The 18619-nt window shown below is 35.6% G+C and carries 19 protein-coding genes; 8 read left to right on the top strand and 11 right to left on the bottom strand.

What is annotated here, in order from left to right; all coding sequences use genetic code 11:
• Nucleotides 1-5 precede the first annotated feature (5 nt).
• Genes CDOMF_RS01505 through CDOMF_RS01490 form a run of 4 tightly spaced genes read left to right on the top strand, consistent with a single transcriptional unit; the run spans nt 6 to nt 2505 of the window.
• Entirely contained in the window at nt 6-362 is a 357-nt protein-coding gene (locus tag CDOMF_RS01505) for a DUF177 domain-containing protein (protein ID WP_260952138.1), read from the top strand.
• 11 nt (nt 363-373) lie between these two features.
• Nucleotides 374-520 (top strand): 50S ribosomal protein L32, encoded by a 147-nt coding sequence (gene rpmF, locus CDOMF_RS01500; RefSeq protein WP_122863182.1) that lies wholly within the window; start codon nt 374-376, stop codon nt 518-520.
• 5 nt (nt 521-525) lie between these two features.
• Nucleotides 526-1515 (top strand): phosphate acyltransferase PlsX, encoded by a 990-nt coding sequence (plsX, locus tag CDOMF_RS01495; RefSeq protein WP_260952137.1) that lies wholly within the window; start codon nt 526-528, stop codon nt 1513-1515.
• A 3-nt stretch (nt 1516-1518) separates the two neighbouring features.
• Nucleotides 1519-2505, top strand: coding sequence for a beta-ketoacyl-ACP synthase III (locus CDOMF_RS01490; protein WP_260952136.1), 987 nt, complete (start codon nt 1519-1521; stop codon nt 2503-2505).
• Between the two features lie 34 nt (nt 2506-2539).
• On the opposite strand, the gene CDOMF_RS01485 is transcribed toward CDOMF_RS01490, so the two are convergent.
• Nucleotides 2540-3178, bottom strand: coding sequence for a Crp/Fnr family transcriptional regulator (locus CDOMF_RS01485; RefSeq protein ID WP_170018869.1), 639 nt, complete (start codon nt 3176-3178; stop codon nt 2540-2542).
• 128 nt (nt 3179-3306) lie between these two features.
• Nucleotides 3307-4389, bottom strand: a complete 1083-nt coding sequence (gene serC / locus CDOMF_RS01480) for a phosphoserine transaminase (RefSeq protein ID WP_260952135.1) — start codon at nt 4387-4389, stop codon at nt 3307-3309.
• Nucleotides 4390-4519: 130 nt separating this feature from the next.
• Here serC and CDOMF_RS01475 point away from each other — a divergent pair, with 130 nt between their 5' ends.
• From CDOMF_RS01475 to CDOMF_RS01460, 4 genes are read left to right on the top strand one after another with little or no spacing between them, the layout of a single operon-like run.
• A complete protein-coding gene (locus tag CDOMF_RS01475; protein WP_260952134.1) occupies nt 4520-5947 on the top strand; it encodes a CYTH and CHAD domain-containing protein in 1428 nt (475 codons plus the stop codon).
• A gap of 9 nt (nt 5948-5956) precedes the next feature.
• Complete coding sequence (gene ubiE, locus CDOMF_RS01470; RefSeq protein WP_260952133.1) at nt 5957-6673, top strand: bifunctional demethylmenaquinone methyltransferase/2-methoxy-6-polyprenyl-1,4-benzoquinol methylase UbiE; 717 nt, start codon at nt 5957-5959, stop codon at nt 6671-6673.
• Complete coding sequence (gene xseA, locus CDOMF_RS01465; RefSeq protein WP_260952132.1) at nt 6667-7830, top strand: exodeoxyribonuclease VII large subunit; 1164 nt, start codon at nt 6667-6669, stop codon at nt 7828-7830. Before ubiE ends, xseA begins: the two co-directional genes overlap by 7 nt.
• Nucleotides 7831-7861: 31 nt before the next feature.
• Complete coding sequence (locus CDOMF_RS01460; protein ID WP_260952131.1) at nt 7862-8320, top strand: DIP1984 family protein; 459 nt, start codon at nt 7862-7864, stop codon at nt 8318-8320.
• A gap of 235 nt (nt 8321-8555) precedes the next feature.
• Here the strand turns inward: CDOMF_RS01460 and CDOMF_RS01455 are convergent, their stop codons facing one another.
• From CDOMF_RS01455 to lysA, 9 genes are all read right to left on the bottom strand, one after another.
• A complete protein-coding gene (locus tag CDOMF_RS01455; protein WP_260952130.1) occupies nt 8556-8969 on the bottom strand; it encodes a Fur family transcriptional regulator in 414 nt (137 codons plus the stop codon).
• Between the two features lie 62 nt (nt 8970-9031).
• A complete protein-coding gene (dxs, locus tag CDOMF_RS01450; protein WP_260953104.1) occupies nt 9032-10861 on the bottom strand; it encodes a 1-deoxy-D-xylulose-5-phosphate synthase in 1830 nt (609 codons plus the stop codon).
• A 12-nt stretch (nt 10862-10873) separates the two neighbouring features.
• Entirely contained in the window at nt 10874-11698 is an 825-nt protein-coding gene (gene fliH / locus CDOMF_RS01445) for a flagellar assembly protein FliH (RefSeq protein ID WP_260952129.1), read from the bottom strand.
• Complete coding sequence (gene fliG, locus CDOMF_RS01440; RefSeq protein ID WP_169973475.1) at nt 11695-12726, bottom strand: flagellar motor switch protein FliG; 1032 nt, start codon at nt 12724-12726, stop codon at nt 11695-11697. Before fliG ends, fliH begins: the two co-directional genes overlap by 4 nt.
• Nucleotides 12726-14420: a flagellar basal-body MS-ring/collar protein FliF gene (gene fliF / locus CDOMF_RS01435; protein WP_169973476.1), complete on the bottom strand. Its 1695-nt coding sequence runs from the start codon at nt 14418-14420 to the stop codon at nt 12726-12728. The genes fliG and fliF overlap by 1 nt, the downstream gene beginning before the upstream one ends.
• A gap of 3 nt (nt 14421-14423) precedes the next feature.
• Complete coding sequence (gene hisC / locus CDOMF_RS01430) at nt 14424-15524, bottom strand: histidinol-phosphate transaminase (protein WP_260952128.1); 1101 nt, start codon at nt 15522-15524, stop codon at nt 14424-14426.
• Complete coding sequence (gene pheA, locus CDOMF_RS01425; protein ID WP_260952127.1) at nt 15521-16600, bottom strand: prephenate dehydratase; 1080 nt, start codon at nt 16598-16600, stop codon at nt 15521-15523. Before pheA ends, hisC begins: the two co-directional genes overlap by 4 nt.
• A complete protein-coding gene (locus CDOMF_RS01420) occupies nt 16584-17369 on the bottom strand; it encodes an HAD-IIA family hydrolase (RefSeq protein ID WP_260952126.1) in 786 nt (261 codons plus the stop codon). The genes pheA and CDOMF_RS01420 overlap by 17 nt, the downstream gene beginning before the upstream one ends.
• Entirely contained in the window at nt 17366-18565 is a 1200-nt protein-coding gene (lysA, locus tag CDOMF_RS01415; protein ID WP_260952125.1) for a diaminopimelate decarboxylase, read from the bottom strand. Before lysA ends, CDOMF_RS01420 begins: the two co-directional genes overlap by 4 nt.
• Nucleotides 18566-18619 lie beyond the last annotated feature (54 nt).

Genomic DNA, 18619 nt, shown 5'->3' with positions numbered 1-18619 from the left:
AAATTTTGAAAATAGCATTTGCAAAAATTGCAAACAATCAAATTCCGTTTGATATAAAAAGAGAAAATCTTAGCTTTAGCGGAAATTTAAAAAGAGTAAATTCCGATCTAGTAGAGTGTAAAGCTCTAATAAGTGGCAATATGAGCCACAACTGCGATAGATGTGGCGAAGATATAATACTAAGTCCAAAAGAGAATTTAAATCTACTTATAAGTGATGGGATTTATAAAGATAGCGAAGAAAAACTTGAAGATGTTATCGAATTTTTCGACGGATATATAGATTTAGAAGAGATATTATCAAGTGAAATAGAGGCTTTTAAAAGCGACTATTTCTACTGTAAAAATTGTGAAAATTTATAAAGGAGAGTAACATGGCAGTACCTAAGAGAAGAGTGAGTCATACACGTGCAGCAAAACGTAGAACACACTATAAAGTAACACTTCCTATACCTGTTAAAGATAAAGACGGTTCATGGAAAATGCCTCATCGTGTAAATAAAACAACCGGTGAGTACTAAAAAATATGACAAGCATTTGCATTGATGCAATGGGCGGGGACTTTGGTCCTAAACCAATAATAGAGGGTGTTGTAGAGGCTTTAGAAACTGTTAAATTTAGTGCTGTTTTGGCAGGAAAAGAAGAAGTTTTAAAACCTCTAGTACCATCTCATCTACAAAAATACATAAGCTACATAGAAGCAACCGAAACAATATCAATGTCTGATGGTGCCACAAATGCACTAAAGAAAAAAGATAGCACAATATATAAGGCTATAGAACTCCTAAAAAACAAAGAAGTTAAAGCCGTAGTTTCGGCAGGTCATAGCGGTGCCACAATGAGTCTGGCTACTCTTAGAGTAGGCAGAATTCAAAACGTATTGCGCCCTGCGATTGCTACGCTTATGCCAAATGTTTTGGGCAAAAAAACTCTTGTAATGGATGTCGGAGCCAACGTAGATTGTAAAGCGGAACATCTTTTTCAGTTTGCAATCATGGGTGAAGCTTACGTAAAAGAAATTCTTAAAATAAAAAACCCAAAAATAGGACTTCTTTCAAACGGCGAGGAAGAAAGTAAGGGTAATGAGGTTACAAAAGAAGCCTTTAGCCTAATGTCTAAATTAGATTGCTTTGTAGGCAATGTCGAAGGCAATCAAATTTTTGACGGAAGCGTAGATGTAGTAATATGCGATGGCTTTGTAGGAAATATTTTGCTTAAAACAAGCGAGGGTGTAGCTGACGCTATAACAAAAATAATAAAAAAACATGTTAAAAAATCCCCTATAGCAATAGCCGGCTCACTTCTAATGAAAAAGGTTTTTAAAACTTTAAAACAACAAGTCGATTATGATGAATACGGAGGAGCCCCGCTACTTGGTGTAGATGGTTGCGTAATCATAAGCCATGGCAAAAGCAATGCAAAAGCTATAAAAAATGCTATATTTCAAGCTCTAAACTTTGCAGATTCAGATATAAATAAAGTTATCAAAGACGAGCTTTTAAGCTTTGCAAGGTAACTGATGAAAAAAGCCTCTCTTATCTCAATCGGCGCTTATGTTCCAAAGGACACCCTTACAAATTTTGACCTTGAAAAAATGGTAGAAACAAGCGATGAGTGGATTGTGAAACGCACAGGAATTCATACCAGACACATTGCAACAGGTGAAATTACGAGTGAAATAGCCACAAAAGCTGCTTTAGTAGCAATTCAAAGAGCGGATATTGATATTAAAGAGATAGATACTATCATATGTGCCACGATTAGCCCGGATCACTTTTGCATGCCGTCAACAGCTTGTAAAATAGCTAAAAATTTAGGATTAGAAGGAATAACAGCATTTGATATAAGTGCTGCTTGCACAGGCTTTATCTACCTTCTTGAGCTTGCAAAATCTCTTGTAGAAAGCGGTGCTAAAAAAAACGTCCTAATTATAGGAGCGGAAAAATTAAGTTCAATAGTTGATTACAGCGACCGCAGCACCTGCATACTTTTTGGAGATGGCAGCGGAGCAGCCATAATAAGCGCTAGAGATGATAATGAGATCTTGGATGTCCATACGGCAAGTGATGGAAATTTTGCTGATCTACTTATAACTCCAGGTGGAGGTAGCGCCAATCCGATATCGCAGGCTATGCTTGAAAATAAACTAAATTTTATTCATATGGCCGGAAATGAGGTCTTTAAAATCGCAGTGCAAACACTTACAAAAAGTGTTATAGATATACTTAATAAAAATGGCATTACAAGTGATAAAGTAGATCTTTTTATACCTCATCAGGCAAATTTACGTATCATAGAAGCTGTCAAACAAAGACTAAATTTTACAGATAGTCAATGTGTAGTCACTGTAGGAAAATACGGAAATACAAGCGCGGCATCAATACCAATGGCTATAAATGATGCTTACGAAGAAGGAAGGCTTAAAAATGGAGATCTTATACTCCTTGATGCTTTTGGCGGTGGATTTACATGGGGAAGTGCGCTACTAAAATTTGGCGGCAGATAGAATCTACTAAAATTGTTCGCTTCTTTAAAAATTTTTAAGTCTCATACAACTCTTTAAGCTTATCATGATTTAGTATCTTGATATTCTTATTTGCATCGATAGATATATATCCATTTTTCTTAAATTTTGTAATTACCCTTGAAAAGGTCTCAGGAGTGGTATTTAACATTTGGGCTATTTGAGCATATTTTTTAGAAGGAAGACCATCTTGATATTCACTTATAAAAAGCGCTATCTTACCCTCTACTCCAAGAGCGATTTCTCTATGAAGCATACCTTGTACGAGTCTAAAATTTTCAGACAAAGATTTAATAATCTCCATGCATAAATTTGCATCGCTCATAAAATTTTTCTTAAATTTATCAAAATCTATCATTAAAACCTCAGAATCTTCGACAAAAACCGCAGAGCCGTTAAAAGGCGTATCTCCAAAATTTGCAAATTTTGCCACAGGAGAGACCGGTAAAAATTCATGAACGAACACCTCTTTACCTTTTGGAGAGGTTTTGTATATTTTAATCCTGCCCTTAAGCAATACATAAAACCACTTAGGAACCTCTCCCTCCATAAATAAGAATTCATCTTTATTGTAGCGTCTTATTATGCTTATGCCCTCAAGTTTATTAAGCTGTTCATCTGTTAATGTTCTAAAAATTTCAATATCTTTTAGCATAACCAACCCCTTTATTTGGTATTTTATAAAATCTAAAATTAATTTTCAATACTTACTAGATAAATCATATATAAAAACGCCGATTCTATCAAAATAATCATTATAAATAGATTTAATATACTATCAATTTACCCGTTCTTTCTGGCAAATTCCTTCATAAATTCAACTAAGGTTTTTACATCATTTAGACTTACTACGTTATAAATTGAAGCACGAATTCCGCCCAAATGACGGTGTCCTTTAAGCCCTAGCATTCCCGCCTTTTCCGCCTCGGCAATAAAAATAGGCTCAAGATCTGCATTTGCGGCAATGTTGTAGCTTACATTCATAACCGAGCGATCAGCCTTCCTTGCATGCCCCTTATAAAATCCTTTAGAATTATCAATAGCATCATACAGTAGAGCCGCCTTTGCCGCATTTCTCTCTTTTGCGGCGAAAAGACCTCCCTGCTCAAGCAGCCATCCCATAGTAAGATCAAGAAGATAGATGCCAAATGTCGGAGGAGTATTATATAGCGACTTGGCGTCTGTATGAGTTTTATATCTAAGCATGGTAGGCACTCTATCGTTATTAAGACGCTCGGCAAGATCTTTGCGAATTATCACTACCGTCACACCGCTTGGGCCGGCATTTTTTTGCGCCCCTCCATACAATAAGCCAATATCTGTAAAATCAAGAGGTTCAGAGAAAAAGTCACTACTAGCATCTATGACAAGCGGTGCTTTGCTCTTTGGAAGGCTTTTATACTGAGTGCCGTAAATTGTATTGTTTGTGCAAATATAAGCATAGTCGGCATCATCGCTAAATTTTATATTCTCCGGAATACGGTCAAATTTCGTATCTTCAGAGCTTGCAACAACTTTATGATTTATACCAAGAAGTTTGGCTTCTTTTATGGCTTTATTGGTCCATACTCCGGTATTTACATACTCTGCGGTTCCGCCCATAGATAAATTTAAAGGCACCATCGCAAACTGCAAATGCGCTCCACCTTGTAAAAATAAAATTTCATACTCATCGCCAAAGCTGTAAAGCTTCCTTATCTTATCCATCGCCCCAAAATGAACCTCTTCAAATGTTTTGCTCCTATGGCTTATCTCCATTATAGAAAAGCCCTTGTTTTGGTAGCTTATAAGCTCTTTTTGAGCATGTTCCAATACACTTAGAGGTAGTCCGCTTGGTCCTGCGCTAAAATTTATCTTTCTATTCACGAAAACTCCTTTAAAATTTTTTATAATTTATCACAATTTGAGTTAAAAATTAATTTCATAAGACTAAAATCGTAAATTTACAATTTAAGCTAGCTTTTGATACAATTAAAAATAGTTTAAGGAGCTGTATTTGGTCTTAGAGATAGAACGTAAATTTGTATTAGACGGTATTTTAGCTATTGATGCTCTTAAAAGAGATGGCATTTTACTAGATAGCAAAAATGTAATGCAGTTTTATACCAAAATCACACCCCTTGAAGAGATTAGATTCCGTAAATCAAACAACAATTTTACTATGACTAAAAAAATCGGAAAAGGAATGGTCAGGCAAGAATTTGAAGAGATTTGCGATGAAAAATCATACAGAAAAGCTTTTAAAAACTCTATAGCAATACCAATAGAAAAAGATAGATTTGAGTTTAAGATAAATAATCTCCCTGCAAATATCGACATTTACAAAGGCGCATTAGAAGGATTAGTTACGCTTGAAATAGAATTTTTAAAAGTAGAGGATGCGAATAATTTTATAATGCCTGATTTTTTAGCCAATCATATCACATCTGAAATCACTGAAGACGAACGATACAAAAATAAAAATTTAGCTCTATTTGGTATACCGGATATGAAATTTGATGTTAAAAAAGCATTAGAAATTTTAGATACAAACAAAGATATAAAGCTGTCTTTTCCGAGCTCAATTCGTTCAATAGATGCTGCAAGAGTGCTATTTTTTCAAATTTATAAATTTATAGAATTTCATAAAGAAGAGTATCTAAAAACAAGTAATGAAGAGGAGCTTCATCAGATAAGAGTAAATCTACGCAAAACGCGATCCTTGCTTAAACTATTAAATAAAATTTTTGATGAGAAGCTAACGGTTCATTTTAGTAAAAATTTTAAAGTTCTAGCCAACTCTACTAATACAAAACGAGATATAGACGTATTTTTAGAGTTTTTAAAAAAACAAAAAAAAGCCAAAATAATAACTCAAATTTTAGAAAATATAAAAAATAGACAAAACGACGAAATAAAAGCTATATTAAGCAGTCTTCAAAGCAATGAAATTTTTAGGGATTGGGAGATATTTTTAAAAGAGGATAGCGATTTTTACAAAGGCGAAGACTACGATAAGCCTATTAAAAAAATTGTAGCAAAAGCAATCAGAACTCAAATTTTAAAGTTAAAAAAAGATCTTTTAATGCTTAATAGCGAGCGAGAAAATGCTATTTTTCATGAAACAAGAATAGAGTTAAAAAGGCTTAGATATCTATTTGAAAACTTCATCGATCTCTTTGCAATTAGATCTCTTGAAAAGTGCAAAGACAGGGCAAAAGAGATTCAAGAGCTATTTGGCGACTTGCAAGATAGAGATATATGGTTACTTATCTTAGATAATATCGAAAAAGAGCAAGGCATTGACGATCAAGCAATAGCGAAATTAAAAAGTAAAATTTACAAGCAAATTTTTAAGATAAGAGATGAGATTTTAAAAGAAAAGATAAAATTTATTAAAAATTTAAGCAAAGTTTCCAAAAATTTAAAAATTTATTACAGCTAAAGAAAGAGAATGCAAAAACAAGAAAAAATAGTTCAAATGTTTAATGAAATTGCTCCGACTTACGACCTTGCAAACAGAGTTTTGAGCATGGGTGTAGATATTAGGTGGCGTAAGATAGCCTGCAAAATAGTGCTTGAAAAATTCAAAAATCAAAGTATAAACATAGTCGATGTCGCATGCGGCACCGGTGATATGATGGGTTTTTGGAAAAATATGGCAAATAAATTTAATGTGAAAATCAACTCTTTGACAGGCATAGACCCATCAAGTGGTATGCTTGAAGTTGCTAAGCAAAAATTTCCAGAGTTTAAATTCATAGAGGCTCTGGCAACTAATACATCATTAGATGATGCAAGCACAAATGTATTAAGTATAAGTTACGGAATTAGAAATGTGGTCGAAAGAGAGGCTGCGCTAAAAGAATTTAATAGAATATTAAAAGATGGTGGATATATCGTTGTTTTAGAGTTCACAAAAAGAAAAAAATCTGGCTTTTTAACAAAAATAAGAGACTTCTATCTAAGTAAAATTTTGCCTAAAATAGGTGGATTTATATCTAAAAACCAAGAGGCATATGAATATCTGCCAAGCTCTATAGAAAATTTCTTAGATACAGAAAGCTTTGTGGATGAGTTGCGAAAAGCGGGATTTGAAATCGAAGTTTGTAAAAGTTTTTCGATGGATATTTCTACACTTTTTGTAGCCAGGAAATTTAAAAATTGCTAAGCGTAAGCGAACTAAACGAGCAAGCCAAAACACTGCTTGAAACGACATTTTCATACGTTGAGGTAGAAGGAGAAATCTCTAGACTTACCAAACATGCCTCAGGACACTGGTATTTTACGCTAAAAGATGCCAAAGCCTCAATTTCTGCGGTAATTTATAAATTTAACAATGAAAAGCTGAAATTTGATATAAAAGACGGCATGAAAGTTATAATTTATGGCAAAATTTCCCTCTACTCTCCAAGTGGTAGCTATCAGCTTATAGCCACTTCTATTAGACCGAGCGGAGATGGAGAGCTTGAGCTCGCATTCAAGCAGCTTAAAGAGAGGCTTGAAAAAGAAGGGCTTTTTGAAATTTCAAATAAAAAAAGTCTGCCTAAATTTCCTAAAAAAATAGGCATCATAACCTCTAAAACCTCAGCAGCTCTACAAGATATGCTAAAAATTATCAATCAAAGATGGATACTTAGTGAAATTTTCATATTCGACTCATTAACTCAAGGCGAAAACGCCCCAAAGGCTCTTATAAAAGCTCTTAAAAAGGCTGATAGCTACGGACTTGACGTAATAGTCTTGGCTAGAGGAGGCGGAAGCAGAGAGGATCTATGGTGCTTTAACGATGAATGCTTGGCACGTGAAATTTATATATCTAAAACACCTATAATAAGCGCGATAGGACACGAGATAGACTATGTTATCACAGATTTTGTGGCTGATTTTAGAGCACCCACTCCAAGTGCCGCTATGACTTCACTACTTCCGGATATGAATGAATTTATGCAGATGATAGATAGATACTTAGATGCAATTGATATAGCGATTAAAAGAGTGTTTGAGCAAAAAGAAAGCAGTTTAAATATGCTTAAAAACCGTCTATCAAAGCAAATTTTAGAACAAAAAATAGATCATAAATATCAAATTTTAAACAACTTAAATTTAAAACTAAAAAATGCTCTAAATCTAAAAATACTAAAATTTGAGAATCAAATATCGATTCTAAATAAAAGCTTTATGCAACAAGAGAGGTTTTTTGATCAAATTTCATCATTTGTAAGAGTTTTAAAAGATGGTAAAATGACCAATTTAAACGAGTTAAAAAAAGATGATGAGATTATCTTAAGTTCAATTGCAGCGACTAAAAAAGCAAAAATTTTATAATTTCTATCATATCAATTTTAAAGGAAATAAGATGAAATTAGCAGAAGCTCTAATCCTACGCTCCGATCTGCAAAAACGAATCGAACAGCTTCGCATTAGGCTAAACAATAATGCCAAAGTTCAAGAAAACGATACTCCTGCCGAGGAGCCAAAAGAACTCTTAAGGGAGCTTGATGAGAATATAGAGGAGTTAAATTTATTAATTAAGAAGATAAATAAGACAAATTGCGAAGCTCAAATTGAGGGGGTAGCCTTAGTGGATTTGATAGCGGATCGTGACACTTTGGGGTTAAAAGTAAATATACTTAGAAATTTCATCGCAACTGCCAGCCAGAAGATAGATATGTATTCTAATAAAGAGATTAAGATCCTAAGCAGTGTTGATGTGTCAAGCCTACAAAAACAGATCGACAGACTATCAAAAGAAATAAGACAGATAGATACCAGATTGCAGATGGCAAATTGGCAAACAGACTTAGTAGAAAAATAACGAATTTTGGATATAAGTATTAAAAAGTGAGTATAAATTTTTGGCAAAGATAGCGCGGGGAAGCTATGGTAAAGATAGTAATCCTAGCACACTAACAAGTGTAATTTAAACGAGCAATGTTACTACCGTATACTGATTTTAATACAAAGGGTGGGTTTGGGGATAAAATTTTAAATCAAAATATAAAAAACCGATATGGGTGAGAGCTTCTCACCCCAATCAAGAGATAATGGAATTATTTATTACAGTGTTTGCAACTTTTTACAGTTACAAGTACATTTAGCTTTTCAATGAAATTTCCGAGCTTTTTCTCTAAATTTTCTTTATATTCATCAAGCAAAGCATCATTATAGCTCATGTCGCTTACCCCTCCACAACCTTGACAAACAACGTGTATATGAGGATGCTCAAAGATATCGTATTTAGCCTTTTGATTTGGCATATTAACCTCTACTACCAATCCCTCGTCTTTTAGTGTATTTAGGTTTTTATACACGGTAGCTAACGATACAGATGGATTTTCAACCAAAATTTCCTCATATAGCTCATCTATAGTAGGATGCATATGACGATCTAGAATTTTCAAGACGCTGATTCTTTGTGGAGTGGCTTTTAGTCCGCGCTCTTTTAGTAAATTTATATAATTCATATAACTCCCTTTTAATTTTTTCTAACTATACAAAAAAATTATTTAAAAGTTCTTTATACTTATTAATATAAATTATCTTTTAGTATTTTTTCAGAAATACTATGCGGATCTAGCCCTAATCCCTTCTCAACTTCACTTGTATTACCATGCTCTATAAATTTATCTCCATACTCAAAACTAATAACTCTCACATCATATATAGCTTCATCTTGTAAAAATGCGCTTAAAATTTCAGCTACTCCGCCCCTTTTAGCACTATCTGAGAAAACATACCAAACCTTTTTATCCTTGGCTAAATCCAACAAAAGCTCTCTGTCAAGCGGTTTTACGAATACCAAATCCACAAGAGTCGGATTAAATTTATCCCCTAAGGCCTTTTTGACCACATTTGCACGCCCTACTCCATTTCCATATCCTATAAACGCCACTTTTGAATCTGTTTTAGATAAAATTTCACTTTTGCCAAATTTAATCTCTTTTGACTCAAATTCTCCATCGTCCAATAAGAAGTTGCCTCTAGGATACCTAAATGCACAAGCTCCAACATGCCTATAAGCATATTCCATTATAAGTTTAAAATTTTCCGCAGATCTAGGAGCAAAAATAGTCATATTTGGTATGACATGAAGATAGCCTATATCAAAGGCACCCTGATGAGTCTCTCCGTCCTCTCCTACAACTCCGGCTCTATCCATAGCAAAAACAACGTTTAGATTCATAATGCAAGCATCGTGTATCACCTGATCAAAGGCGCGCTGAAGAAAGGTCGAATATATGGCGATAAAAGGCTTAAATCCCTCTTTAGCCATAGCAGCCATAGATGTTACCGCATGCTGCTCCGCTATCGCCACATCCCAAAAACGTTCTGGAAATTTCTCAATAAGTAGATCCATTCCTGTTCCGGTAGGCATTGCCGCAGTTACTCCAACCACATTTTCATATTTTTGGGCAAGTTTTAGCAAATTTTCCGCAAAGAGTGAGGTGGCAGATTTTGGAGCGCTTTTTTTGATACTCTCCCCGCTTTTTAAGTCAAATGGTCCGACTCCGTGCCAGTTAGCATAGTGACCCTCGGCCTTCTCATATCCCTTGCCTTTTAGGGTTTGCGCATGGACGATAACAGGCTTTTTCATCTTCTTTGCCACTTCAAAAGCATCTATTACAGCCCTTATATCATGACCATCTACAGGACCTATATACTCAAGCCCAAGCTCCTCAAAAAACATCCCAGGAGTTATAAGCCTGATACCCTCCTCCATCCTGCGCGCCATATACGCAGCACCGTCTGGCATATAGCTTAGAAATTTCTCAACCCTGCTTTTAAATTTCTGATAAGGTTGTCCTGCCATCATCTGGCTTAAATACTTACTAAGCGCTCCTATAGGCTTACTTATGCTCATCTCGTTATCGTTTAGGATTATCACACAGGGATATTTTCTATCGCCAAGCTCATTTAAAGCCTCATAAGCCATTCCGGCACTCATAGAGCCATCGCCTATTAGCACGACTGGCAAACGATCTTCATTTTTAAGCCTTATAGCCTTTGCGGCACCTACGGCCAAAGATATTGAAGTGGAGCTATGACCTGCTATAAAATAGTCATATTTACTCTCATTTGGCTTAGTATATCCGCTTATACCGCCAAATTTACGCAAACTATCAAAGTTATCCCAGCGATTTGTTAGAAGCTTATGAGCATAGCTTTGATGACTAACATCAAAGATAAACGGGTCTTTTTCTTTGTCAAATACATAGTGCATAGCTACTATAAGCTCAACCGCACCAATATTTGAGCTAAGATGCCCTCCATTTTTACTAACTGTCTCTAAAATTTTGCCTCTTATCTTATTACAAAGCTCCTCAAGCTCTTCTATATTCATAGATTTTAAATTTATATCATTCATATACTATTCGCCAACTATCCTTTTTATCTTTTCAAACCTAGCCTCAATGGTTCCATCAAGATTCCCGGCATCGCTCATAACTATAACACCGCCGACATTTATAGCCTCATCGGCTAAAATTTCTATATTTTCGCTGGTGCCAAAATGCTCTTTTAAAAACTCAAAATCTTTAATATTAACTCTAATTTGCAGCCTTTTAGCCTCATTAAGCTCTTTTATTAAAGATTTTGCAAGCGCATAAGCAACACTTGAAGAATTTGATGAAATCTCTTTTTTTACAATCTCTTTTGCAATATCGATTGCCGTGTTTGAGAGCTCGTTTTCACTTGAGCTTAGAAAATTCTCAAATTTAGCAACTTCGCCATCTAGCTTCGCTACCGAATTTAGATATCTTGACTCAAGAGATTTTAATTCACTCTCAAATTTAGCCTTAGCATCTTCAAAACCCTGCCTAAGACCCTCCTCTTTAGCTCTTATAGTCTCATTTTCTAGACGCTTTGCAAATTCGCTCTCTTGGTTTTCTATCTGCATTTGAAGCTTTATGATATTTCCCGAAAGCTCATCCGTGCGCTTTAAAAGCTCTTCTACGAAATTTGACTCTATTTTTGGATTTTGAGATATTGGTATTTGCGGATTATTTTTTATAGAGTGATCAAAATTTGTAGCAAAATCAGCCATATTTGAATTTTCGCTATTGATATTATTTTTGTCTGCATGCTCATTTTCGTGGCTATCATTCGCCTTTTTTTCTTGACCTAAAACCTTAAATCTATAGCTCTCTACGAAATGGCTTTTAGTCTCTTCGTTGGTTATTACGCTGCTTCTCATTCTATCATCTCTTCTGCTTCACCGACTTGGAATACTCCCTGATCAGCCAAGGCTTGCACCTGCTCTACTATGCGGCGCTGAGCCTCTTCTACGTCTTTTACGCGAACGGCTCCGAGGTATTGCATCTCTTCTTTAAACGCTTCGCTTGCGCGCTGAGACATACTACCCATAAATTTCTCTTTAAGTGCATCTCCAGAACCCTTAAGGGCTATCATAAGATCCTTTTTGTCGACATTTTTAAGAATTTCTCTAATTGCTGTTTGATTAAGTGTATTAATATCTTCAAACGTAAACATAAGCTCTTTAATAGTAGTGGCAAGCTTATCATCGACATCCTCGATATATTCGATAGTGGATTTTGAGGCCTTTTGACCAAGACGGTTAAGCACCTCCGCAACGGCTCTTGGACCGCCAACTTCAACCTTATACGAAGTAAGGCTTTCGAGCTTGCCTTCAAGCACTGTTGATACACGCTTGATCACAGATGGGCTAATATCGCCCAAATTCGCCATTCTAATCACAACCTCGCTTCTAAGCTCGTCCGACAAAAATGAAAGTGTCTCGGCGGCACTAGTCGGATCCATATGAGCTAAAATCAAGGCGATAGTTTGAGGATGCTCTTTCATAATAAAATCGGCAAGCTGTTGAGGTTTAATTTTAGTTAGATATCCAAAACTCTTTGAACTCTCCATGCTTTTTGCAAGCTTGTCAAGAATTTTTTGTGCAGTCTCAGGACCAAAGGTACGATAAAGAATCTCTTTGGCATATTCTAAGCCACCGCTTCTCATATATTGATTTGACTGCATTAGAGCGTAAAATTCCTCCAAAACAGCTGCAGCTACTTGTTTATCAACACTTTTTGCAGTCGCTATATATCTTGAAATTTCAGTGATAACATCAACTTCCATATGCGAAAATAAAAGAGTGGTAGCATCTTCTCCAAGCTGTATAAGCAGTATCGCAACTTTTTCAGGCATCGAGAGATCATCATAAGTCATCTTTTGTTGTTCGGTTAAGCTAGTCGCCATTAAAAGTCCTTACGGTTACTAAAGTCAGAGTCGTTTTTAACCATATCCTGAAGCAATACAGAAACCTCTTCACTTCGCTCCTGTATAATCAGCTTCATCTTCTCAAGTAGCACATCATACCTAAGCTCATCTTCATTAAAATCACTTCCGATTCCAAGCTGCTCTTCAACCTTTTTCTTAGCTGCTTTAAATTTCTCTAAGGCATCCTCACTATCCTCAAGATCTACTATATCATCTTGCATGTCAGGCTCTTCTTCTTTGATATTTTGAAGCATCTTTTCCATAAACGGAACGATGACTTTTTTGTAAAATATAAATAATAAAATTCCGACAAATATATATTTAAATATAGGCATAAAAGGATTTACATAGGTATCAAAAAACGAATTTACTTTATTTGCAGGAGTATCTGTGCCAGGTCTTTGGAATTCAAAGTTACTTACAGTTACTTCATCACCCCTATTTGTATCAAATCCCACCGATTGCTTTATAAGCGCACTAATCTTATCTAACTGCTCGTTTGTAAGAGGAGTATATACGATCTCTTTAGTTAAATTTCCGTTTTCATCTCTTTTATTCTCATATCTACCATCCACTACTACAGCAGCGCTTAAGCGCTTGATAGTAGCGAATTGATCTTTGATACGCATAACTTTTTTTGAAATTTCATAGTTTGTAGTAGATGAGCTCTTAGAATACTGCTCCTCAAGCTTTTTATCATCTATCCCTTCAACCGGACCTATATTGCTAACAGCACCAGGAACCCCTTGGACTTCGCGCTCTTTAGAGCCTTGTCGCTTCTCTTCTACGCTCTGTTCGCTTCTTGCTACAGAATTTGGATCAAAGGTCTCGCTCTCGCTATCTTTTCTGGCAAAATCAAAGTCTATAGTTACCTTGGCTACTACTTTATGAGTGCCTCCAACTATAGGGGAAAGAACGTTTATAATCTTTTGCTCAAGTGCGTTTTCCGACTCTCTTTTATATTTTATCTGCTGATTTATCTGATCGCTATCGTATTCGCCATCCTCTTCGCCAAGAGGAATTCCATCTTGATTTACTATCTTTACATTTTGAGTGCTTAAATTTGCAACCGCAGCCGAAACTAAATTTTTAATACCTGAAATCTGCTTTAAATTTAAGCTATTTCCGGTTTTTAAATTTAATACTATTGAAGCCGAAGGCGGAGTAGTTCTTTCTGTAAATAGAGTCTCTTTTGGTATGGCTATGCGCACCATAGCCTTTTCTATAGGTGCTAGGCTCTCTATTGTCCTAGCAAGCTCACCCTCTAAAGCTCTTTGAAATTTTACCTTTTGTTCAGAGTCGGTAGCTCCGAATTCTTGTTTGTCAAAGATCTCAAAGCCTACTTTATTATCCTTTAAAATACCCAAGGATGCTATCGAAATTCTCTCTTTGTAAACATCTTGATTTGGGACTAAAATAGTGCCTTCATTGTAAATTTTATATTTAACCCCGTCTTTTTCAAGCTGCTGAATAATAAGTGCCGAGTCGCTAGGATTAACACTCTCAAAAAGAACGCTATATCCGTCATAGTTTGTCTGAGAGCTCTTATAAATGCTTAAAAAGACTAAAAATCCAACCACAAGCACGACAGAACTTGCCGCAACTATGCGCTGTCTTATAGAGAGGCTCTGATAAATGTGTCCGATTTGTTGAAATGCGGTTTTAAAATCCATATTTTATTTTATAGCTTTCCTTAATTCATCTAAAACTCTATCGTTTTGCTCTGGCAAACCTATGGTAATTCTAATTGAATTCATACCGTAACTTTTCAAATCACGTAAAATTATACCTTTTTTTAGCAGATTTTTGGCAATCTCGCTTGCATTTTCACGCTCAAAGTTATAAGTTATAAAGTTAGTATAACTATCAATAAACTCTATATTATGCTCTTTTGCAAATTTTTCATATTTTTTCATCTCTTGAAAATTAGCCTCTACGGTCTTATCTACAAATTCCTGATCCTTAAGAGCTTCTATGGCCGCTTTTAGACTAAGGGTAGTTATATTAAAAGGGGCTCTTAGTTTGCCAAGTTCATTTATTATAAATTCATCGGCTATTCCGTATCCTACGCGCATTCCTCCAAGTCCGTAAGCTTTAGAAAAAGTACCAAGAAAAATAGCATTTTTAAATTTAGTTATCAAATCTTTAGGACAAATTTCTTTATTTTTGTCTTTAAATCTCGCAAATTCATTATAAGCGCCATCTATTACAATCATCACATCTTTATCAATCTGCTCTAAAAATTCATACACATCATCTCTATTTAGACACTCTCCTAAAGGGTTATTTGGCAAGCATAAAAAGATCATAGAAATTTCATCTTTTTTATCATTATAAACTTTTAAAAAATCCTCCAGATTATGCCCTTTAGCCTGAGTTCTATAAATTTTTGCTCCGGTATGCTTGGCGTAAATTTCATACATAGCAAAGGTTGCTCCTGCCATCAATACGGCATTTTTCGAATTTGCTTTGGCATGAACCGCAAATTCTATCACCTGATCGCTTCCGGAGCCTATTATTATATTTTTCGTATTCACGTTAAATTTAGCCGACAAGGCTTCTTTTAGCTCATAATAGCTATCATCAGGATAAAGATACATATTTTGCGCACAATTTTTTATCGCCTCAATAACTCTTGGACTTGTTCCAAAAGGATTTTCGTTACTCGCTAGCTTAATTACATCCTTTGGCGCTATGCCAAATTCACGCACAACAAGCTCTATTGGCTTGCCAGCCTCATAATTTATTAAATTTGCCAACTTATCGTTAAATTTCATCTTTGATCTCCTGGTATGTAGCTTCCTAGCCAAACTATCTCGTCTCCAAAACTATTGGCTTTATCTATAGCTCTTTGGACATTTTCATCATCGATATGCCCCTCAAAATCGATATAAAAGACGGTCTTAAATTCACGCTCTTTTATAGGACGACTCTCCAACCTAGTTAGATTTATCCCCTCATCTCTAAATGCCGTAAGCAGATCCGCAAGCCCTCCTGGTCTATGATCTGTCTTTGCTAAGATAGAAGTTTTATTCTTTGTCGAACGCTCGTTTTTAAAATCGCTTAGTATAAAAAATCTCGTTCGATTTGCCATATTATCCTCAATAGTCTCAAACAAGATAGGCACATTATAAAGTTTAGCCGCTATCTTAGAGCAAATTGCCGCAGAGTTTGGATCCTCACTTGCAAATTTAGCAGCCTCTGCAGTGGATTTCGTAGGTATAAACTCAGCATTTAAAAGCAAATGATCGTCTAAAAATTTACGGCACTGATTGTATCCTTGAGGATGCGAATATATCTTTTTAATATCCTTTAAATTTTCGCAAACACTTGCAAAAGAGTGGTGAATATCCATATAAAGCTCTGCAACAACCTTTATATTCTCAAATCTTCCAAGGCAATCTAAAGTCGCTCCCACCGCACCTTCGGTATTGTTTTCTATAGGCACTACTCCGTATTTAGCCTCTTTGTGTTTTAGCTTCGTAAAAACAGCCTCAATGCTGGCAAGCGGTAAATACGCACTCATCGCACCAAATCTACTCTCGGCAGCTTGATGAGTATATGTGCCCTCAGGCCCTAGATAAGCGACTTTTTCTGGCATTTCAAGATTTCTACTTACGGCAAAAATTTCAAGATAAATAGCTTCGATTGCAGATTTATTTAAAATATTTGAGCTTAAGCTCTCAAGACGGTTTAATATCGCCCTCTCGCGCTCAGGACGATATATCGAAGTACCGCTAGTTTGCTTTAACTCGCCTATTTTTTTGACAAAGCTCATTCTCTCATTTAGTTTTTTTAAGATATCGTCGTCTATCTTGTCGATTTCTTCTCGCAAATCATTTATATTCTGCATCTAGTTCCTTTAAAAATAGGCTTACATCTTTGTAAATTTTATCTACAAATTTTGGCTCCACTCCAGCCTTTAAGGCACTATCAACCTTACCGCTTAAAACCAGAGCAGTCCTCATTCCAAGCTCTTTAGCACCTACTAAATCACCCTTTGCATCATCACTTATTATCAAAACATCTTTAAAATTTGCATTAAAGCCTTGCGAATTTAATAACCTTAAAGCAACCCTATAAAACTCCTCGCTTGGCTTGCCAACCACCTTATATTCGCATCCTGTGGCATAGTTTAGCATCTTGGCCATAGCACCTACACCTGGATAGCTCTTGTCATTTTTTTTATATACGCTGGTTTCGCTCATAGCAATTAATTTTGCGCCGCTTTGTAAAATCTCTATCATATTGCTAAATTCATCAAATTTAAAATCATCCCCGCTCGCTACCAAAACAGCTTTGGCTAAATTTGAAAACTCTAGCTCATATCCTAAATTTTGCAATACCTTTTTAAATTTATCAGAGCCAAAGGCGGCTACTTGACAAGCGGGCAAAATATCTTTTAAAACGCAAAAAGGATCTATATACGCCTTATCTTTGATATCAAGTCCTTTGTCTCGCAACTCTTTTAAAAAATCCAAACTACTAAATTTTGTATTATTTGTAATCACTACGTATGGAATTTTTTTAAAATTTAAAAAATCTATAAGCTCTTTTGCTCCATTTATAAGGCTTTTATCGCTATCGCTTATCAAGGTTCCTTGAACATCGATAAAGATCAAATCAGATCCTTCTCAAGTGCTATCAGATCTTCAAAACTCTCACGCTTTCTAATTAAAAAATCTTTTCCATCTTTTATACCGATTTCAGCGGCTCTTGGACGAGAGTTATAATTGCTACTCATCGTAAAACCGTATGCACCGGCAGATCTTATAACAATCAAATCATCACTATCGCAAGGTGGTAAATTTATATTCTTAGCCAAAAAATCTCCACTCTCGCATATTGGCCCGACCACATCGCACTCGCTCTTGTTACCTTCTTTGCCAACGATTGAAATTTTATGATACGCCCCGTAAAGGCTTGGGCGAATTAGATCATTCATAGCCCCATCAACCACTACAAAACGCTTTTGTTTATTAAATTTCTCATATAAAACTCTAGTTAGAAAATATCCGCAATTACCCACTATAAATCGTCCTGGCTCGCAGACTATAGTGACATCAAGTCCGCTAAGAGTGCTTAAAATCCCTTGAGCGTAACCATATAAATTTGGCTCTTCCTCGCCATCATATACTATGCCAACTCCGCCTCCGACATCAAAAAATTTAATATCTATCTCTATAGCCTTTAGCTCTCTAAGCAGGTTTGACACCACTCTTGAGGCTTCTATTATCGGGGTTATATCAGTAAGCTGAGAGCCTATATGAAAGTGTATGCCAACAGGATCGAGAAAAGGCGAATTTTTAGCATGCAGATACATTTTTTTTGCAGTTGTTATATCTACGCCGAATTTATTCTCATTTAGTCCGGTCGATATATAAGGATGGGTCTTGGCGTCTATATCAGGATTTACTCTAATACTTATACGAGCTATTTTGCCAAGATCTTGAGCAATTTTTTCCAGCCGATACATCTCGGCCTCACTCTCTAAATTTATCATCAAAATTTCATTCTCGAGTGCAAATTTTAGCTCGTCATCTCTTTTGCCAACTCCGCTTAAGATGATTTGATATCTTTTTGCTCCGGCAGTTAGGGCACGTCTTACTTCTCCTATGCTTACACAGTCAAACCCCGCTCCAAGTGAGGCTAAAAGTTTCAAAATGCTTAAATTTGAATTTGCTTTTACAGCATAACAAACCAAAGATTTTCTTGCATGAAATGCTTTTTTTAGAGTTTCATAGCGTGAAGCTATATGACTGAAGTCATATATATAAAGAGGAGTCCCATAAACTTGAGCCAAATTTTCAAAATTCATCGATCTAACCTTAATAAAAATAGGTAGATTTTACTGGAATTTTGCCTAAAACTC

The sequence above is a fragment of the Campylobacter sp. RM16187 genome, from assembly GCF_025319965.1.
Taxonomy (GTDB): Bacteria; Campylobacterota; Campylobacteria; order Campylobacterales; family Campylobacteraceae; genus Campylobacter_A.
Note: the sequence above shows the minus strand (reverse complement) of the source record. Positions and strands in the feature narration are given on the sequence as shown.

Bases quoted from the DNA above. Each gene is read 5' to 3' on its own strand.
- rpmF (WP_122863182.1), top strand. From the start codon at position 374: ATGGCAGTACCTAAGAGAAGAGTGAGTCATACACGTGCAGCAAAACGT.
- plsX (WP_260952137.1), top strand. From the start codon at position 526: ATGACAAGCATTTGCATTGATGCAATGGGCGGGGACTTTGGTCCTAAA.
- CDOMF_RS01490 (WP_260952136.1), top strand. From the start codon at position 1,519: ATGAAAAAAGCCTCTCTTATCTCAATCGGCGCTTATGTTCCAAAGGAC.
- CDOMF_RS01485 (WP_170018869.1), bottom strand. From the start codon at position 3,178: ATGCTAAAAGATATTGAAATTTTTAGAACATTAACAGATGAACAGCTT.
- ubiE (WP_260952133.1), top strand. From the start codon at position 5,957: ATGCAAAAACAAGAAAAAATAGTTCAAATGTTTAATGAAATTGCTCCG.
- CDOMF_RS01460 (WP_260952131.1), top strand. From the start codon at position 7,862: ATGAAATTAGCAGAAGCTCTAATCCTACGCTCCGATCTGCAAAAACGA.
- CDOMF_RS01455 (WP_260952130.1), bottom strand. From the start codon at position 8,969: ATGAATTATATAAATTTACTAAAAGAGCGCGGACTAAAAGCCACTCCA.
- fliH (WP_260952129.1), bottom strand. From the start codon at position 11,698: ATGAGAAGCAGCGTAATAACCAACGAAGAGACTAAAAGCCATTTCGTA.
- fliG (WP_169973475.1), bottom strand. From the start codon at position 12,726: ATGGCGACTAGCTTAACCGAACAACAAAAGATGACTTATGATGATCTC.
- fliF (WP_169973476.1), bottom strand. From the start codon at position 14,420: ATGGATTTTAAAACCGCATTTCAACAAATCGGACACATTTATCAGAGC.
- hisC (WP_260952128.1), bottom strand. From the start codon at position 15,524: ATGAAATTTAACGATAAGTTGGCAAATTTAATAAATTATGAGGCTGGC.
- pheA (WP_260952127.1), bottom strand. From the start codon at position 16,600: ATGCAGAATATAAATGATTTGCGAGAAGAAATCGACAAGATAGACGAC.
- lysA (WP_260952125.1), bottom strand. From the start codon at position 18,565: ATGAATTTTGAAAATTTGGCTCAAGTTTATGGGACTCCTCTTTATATA.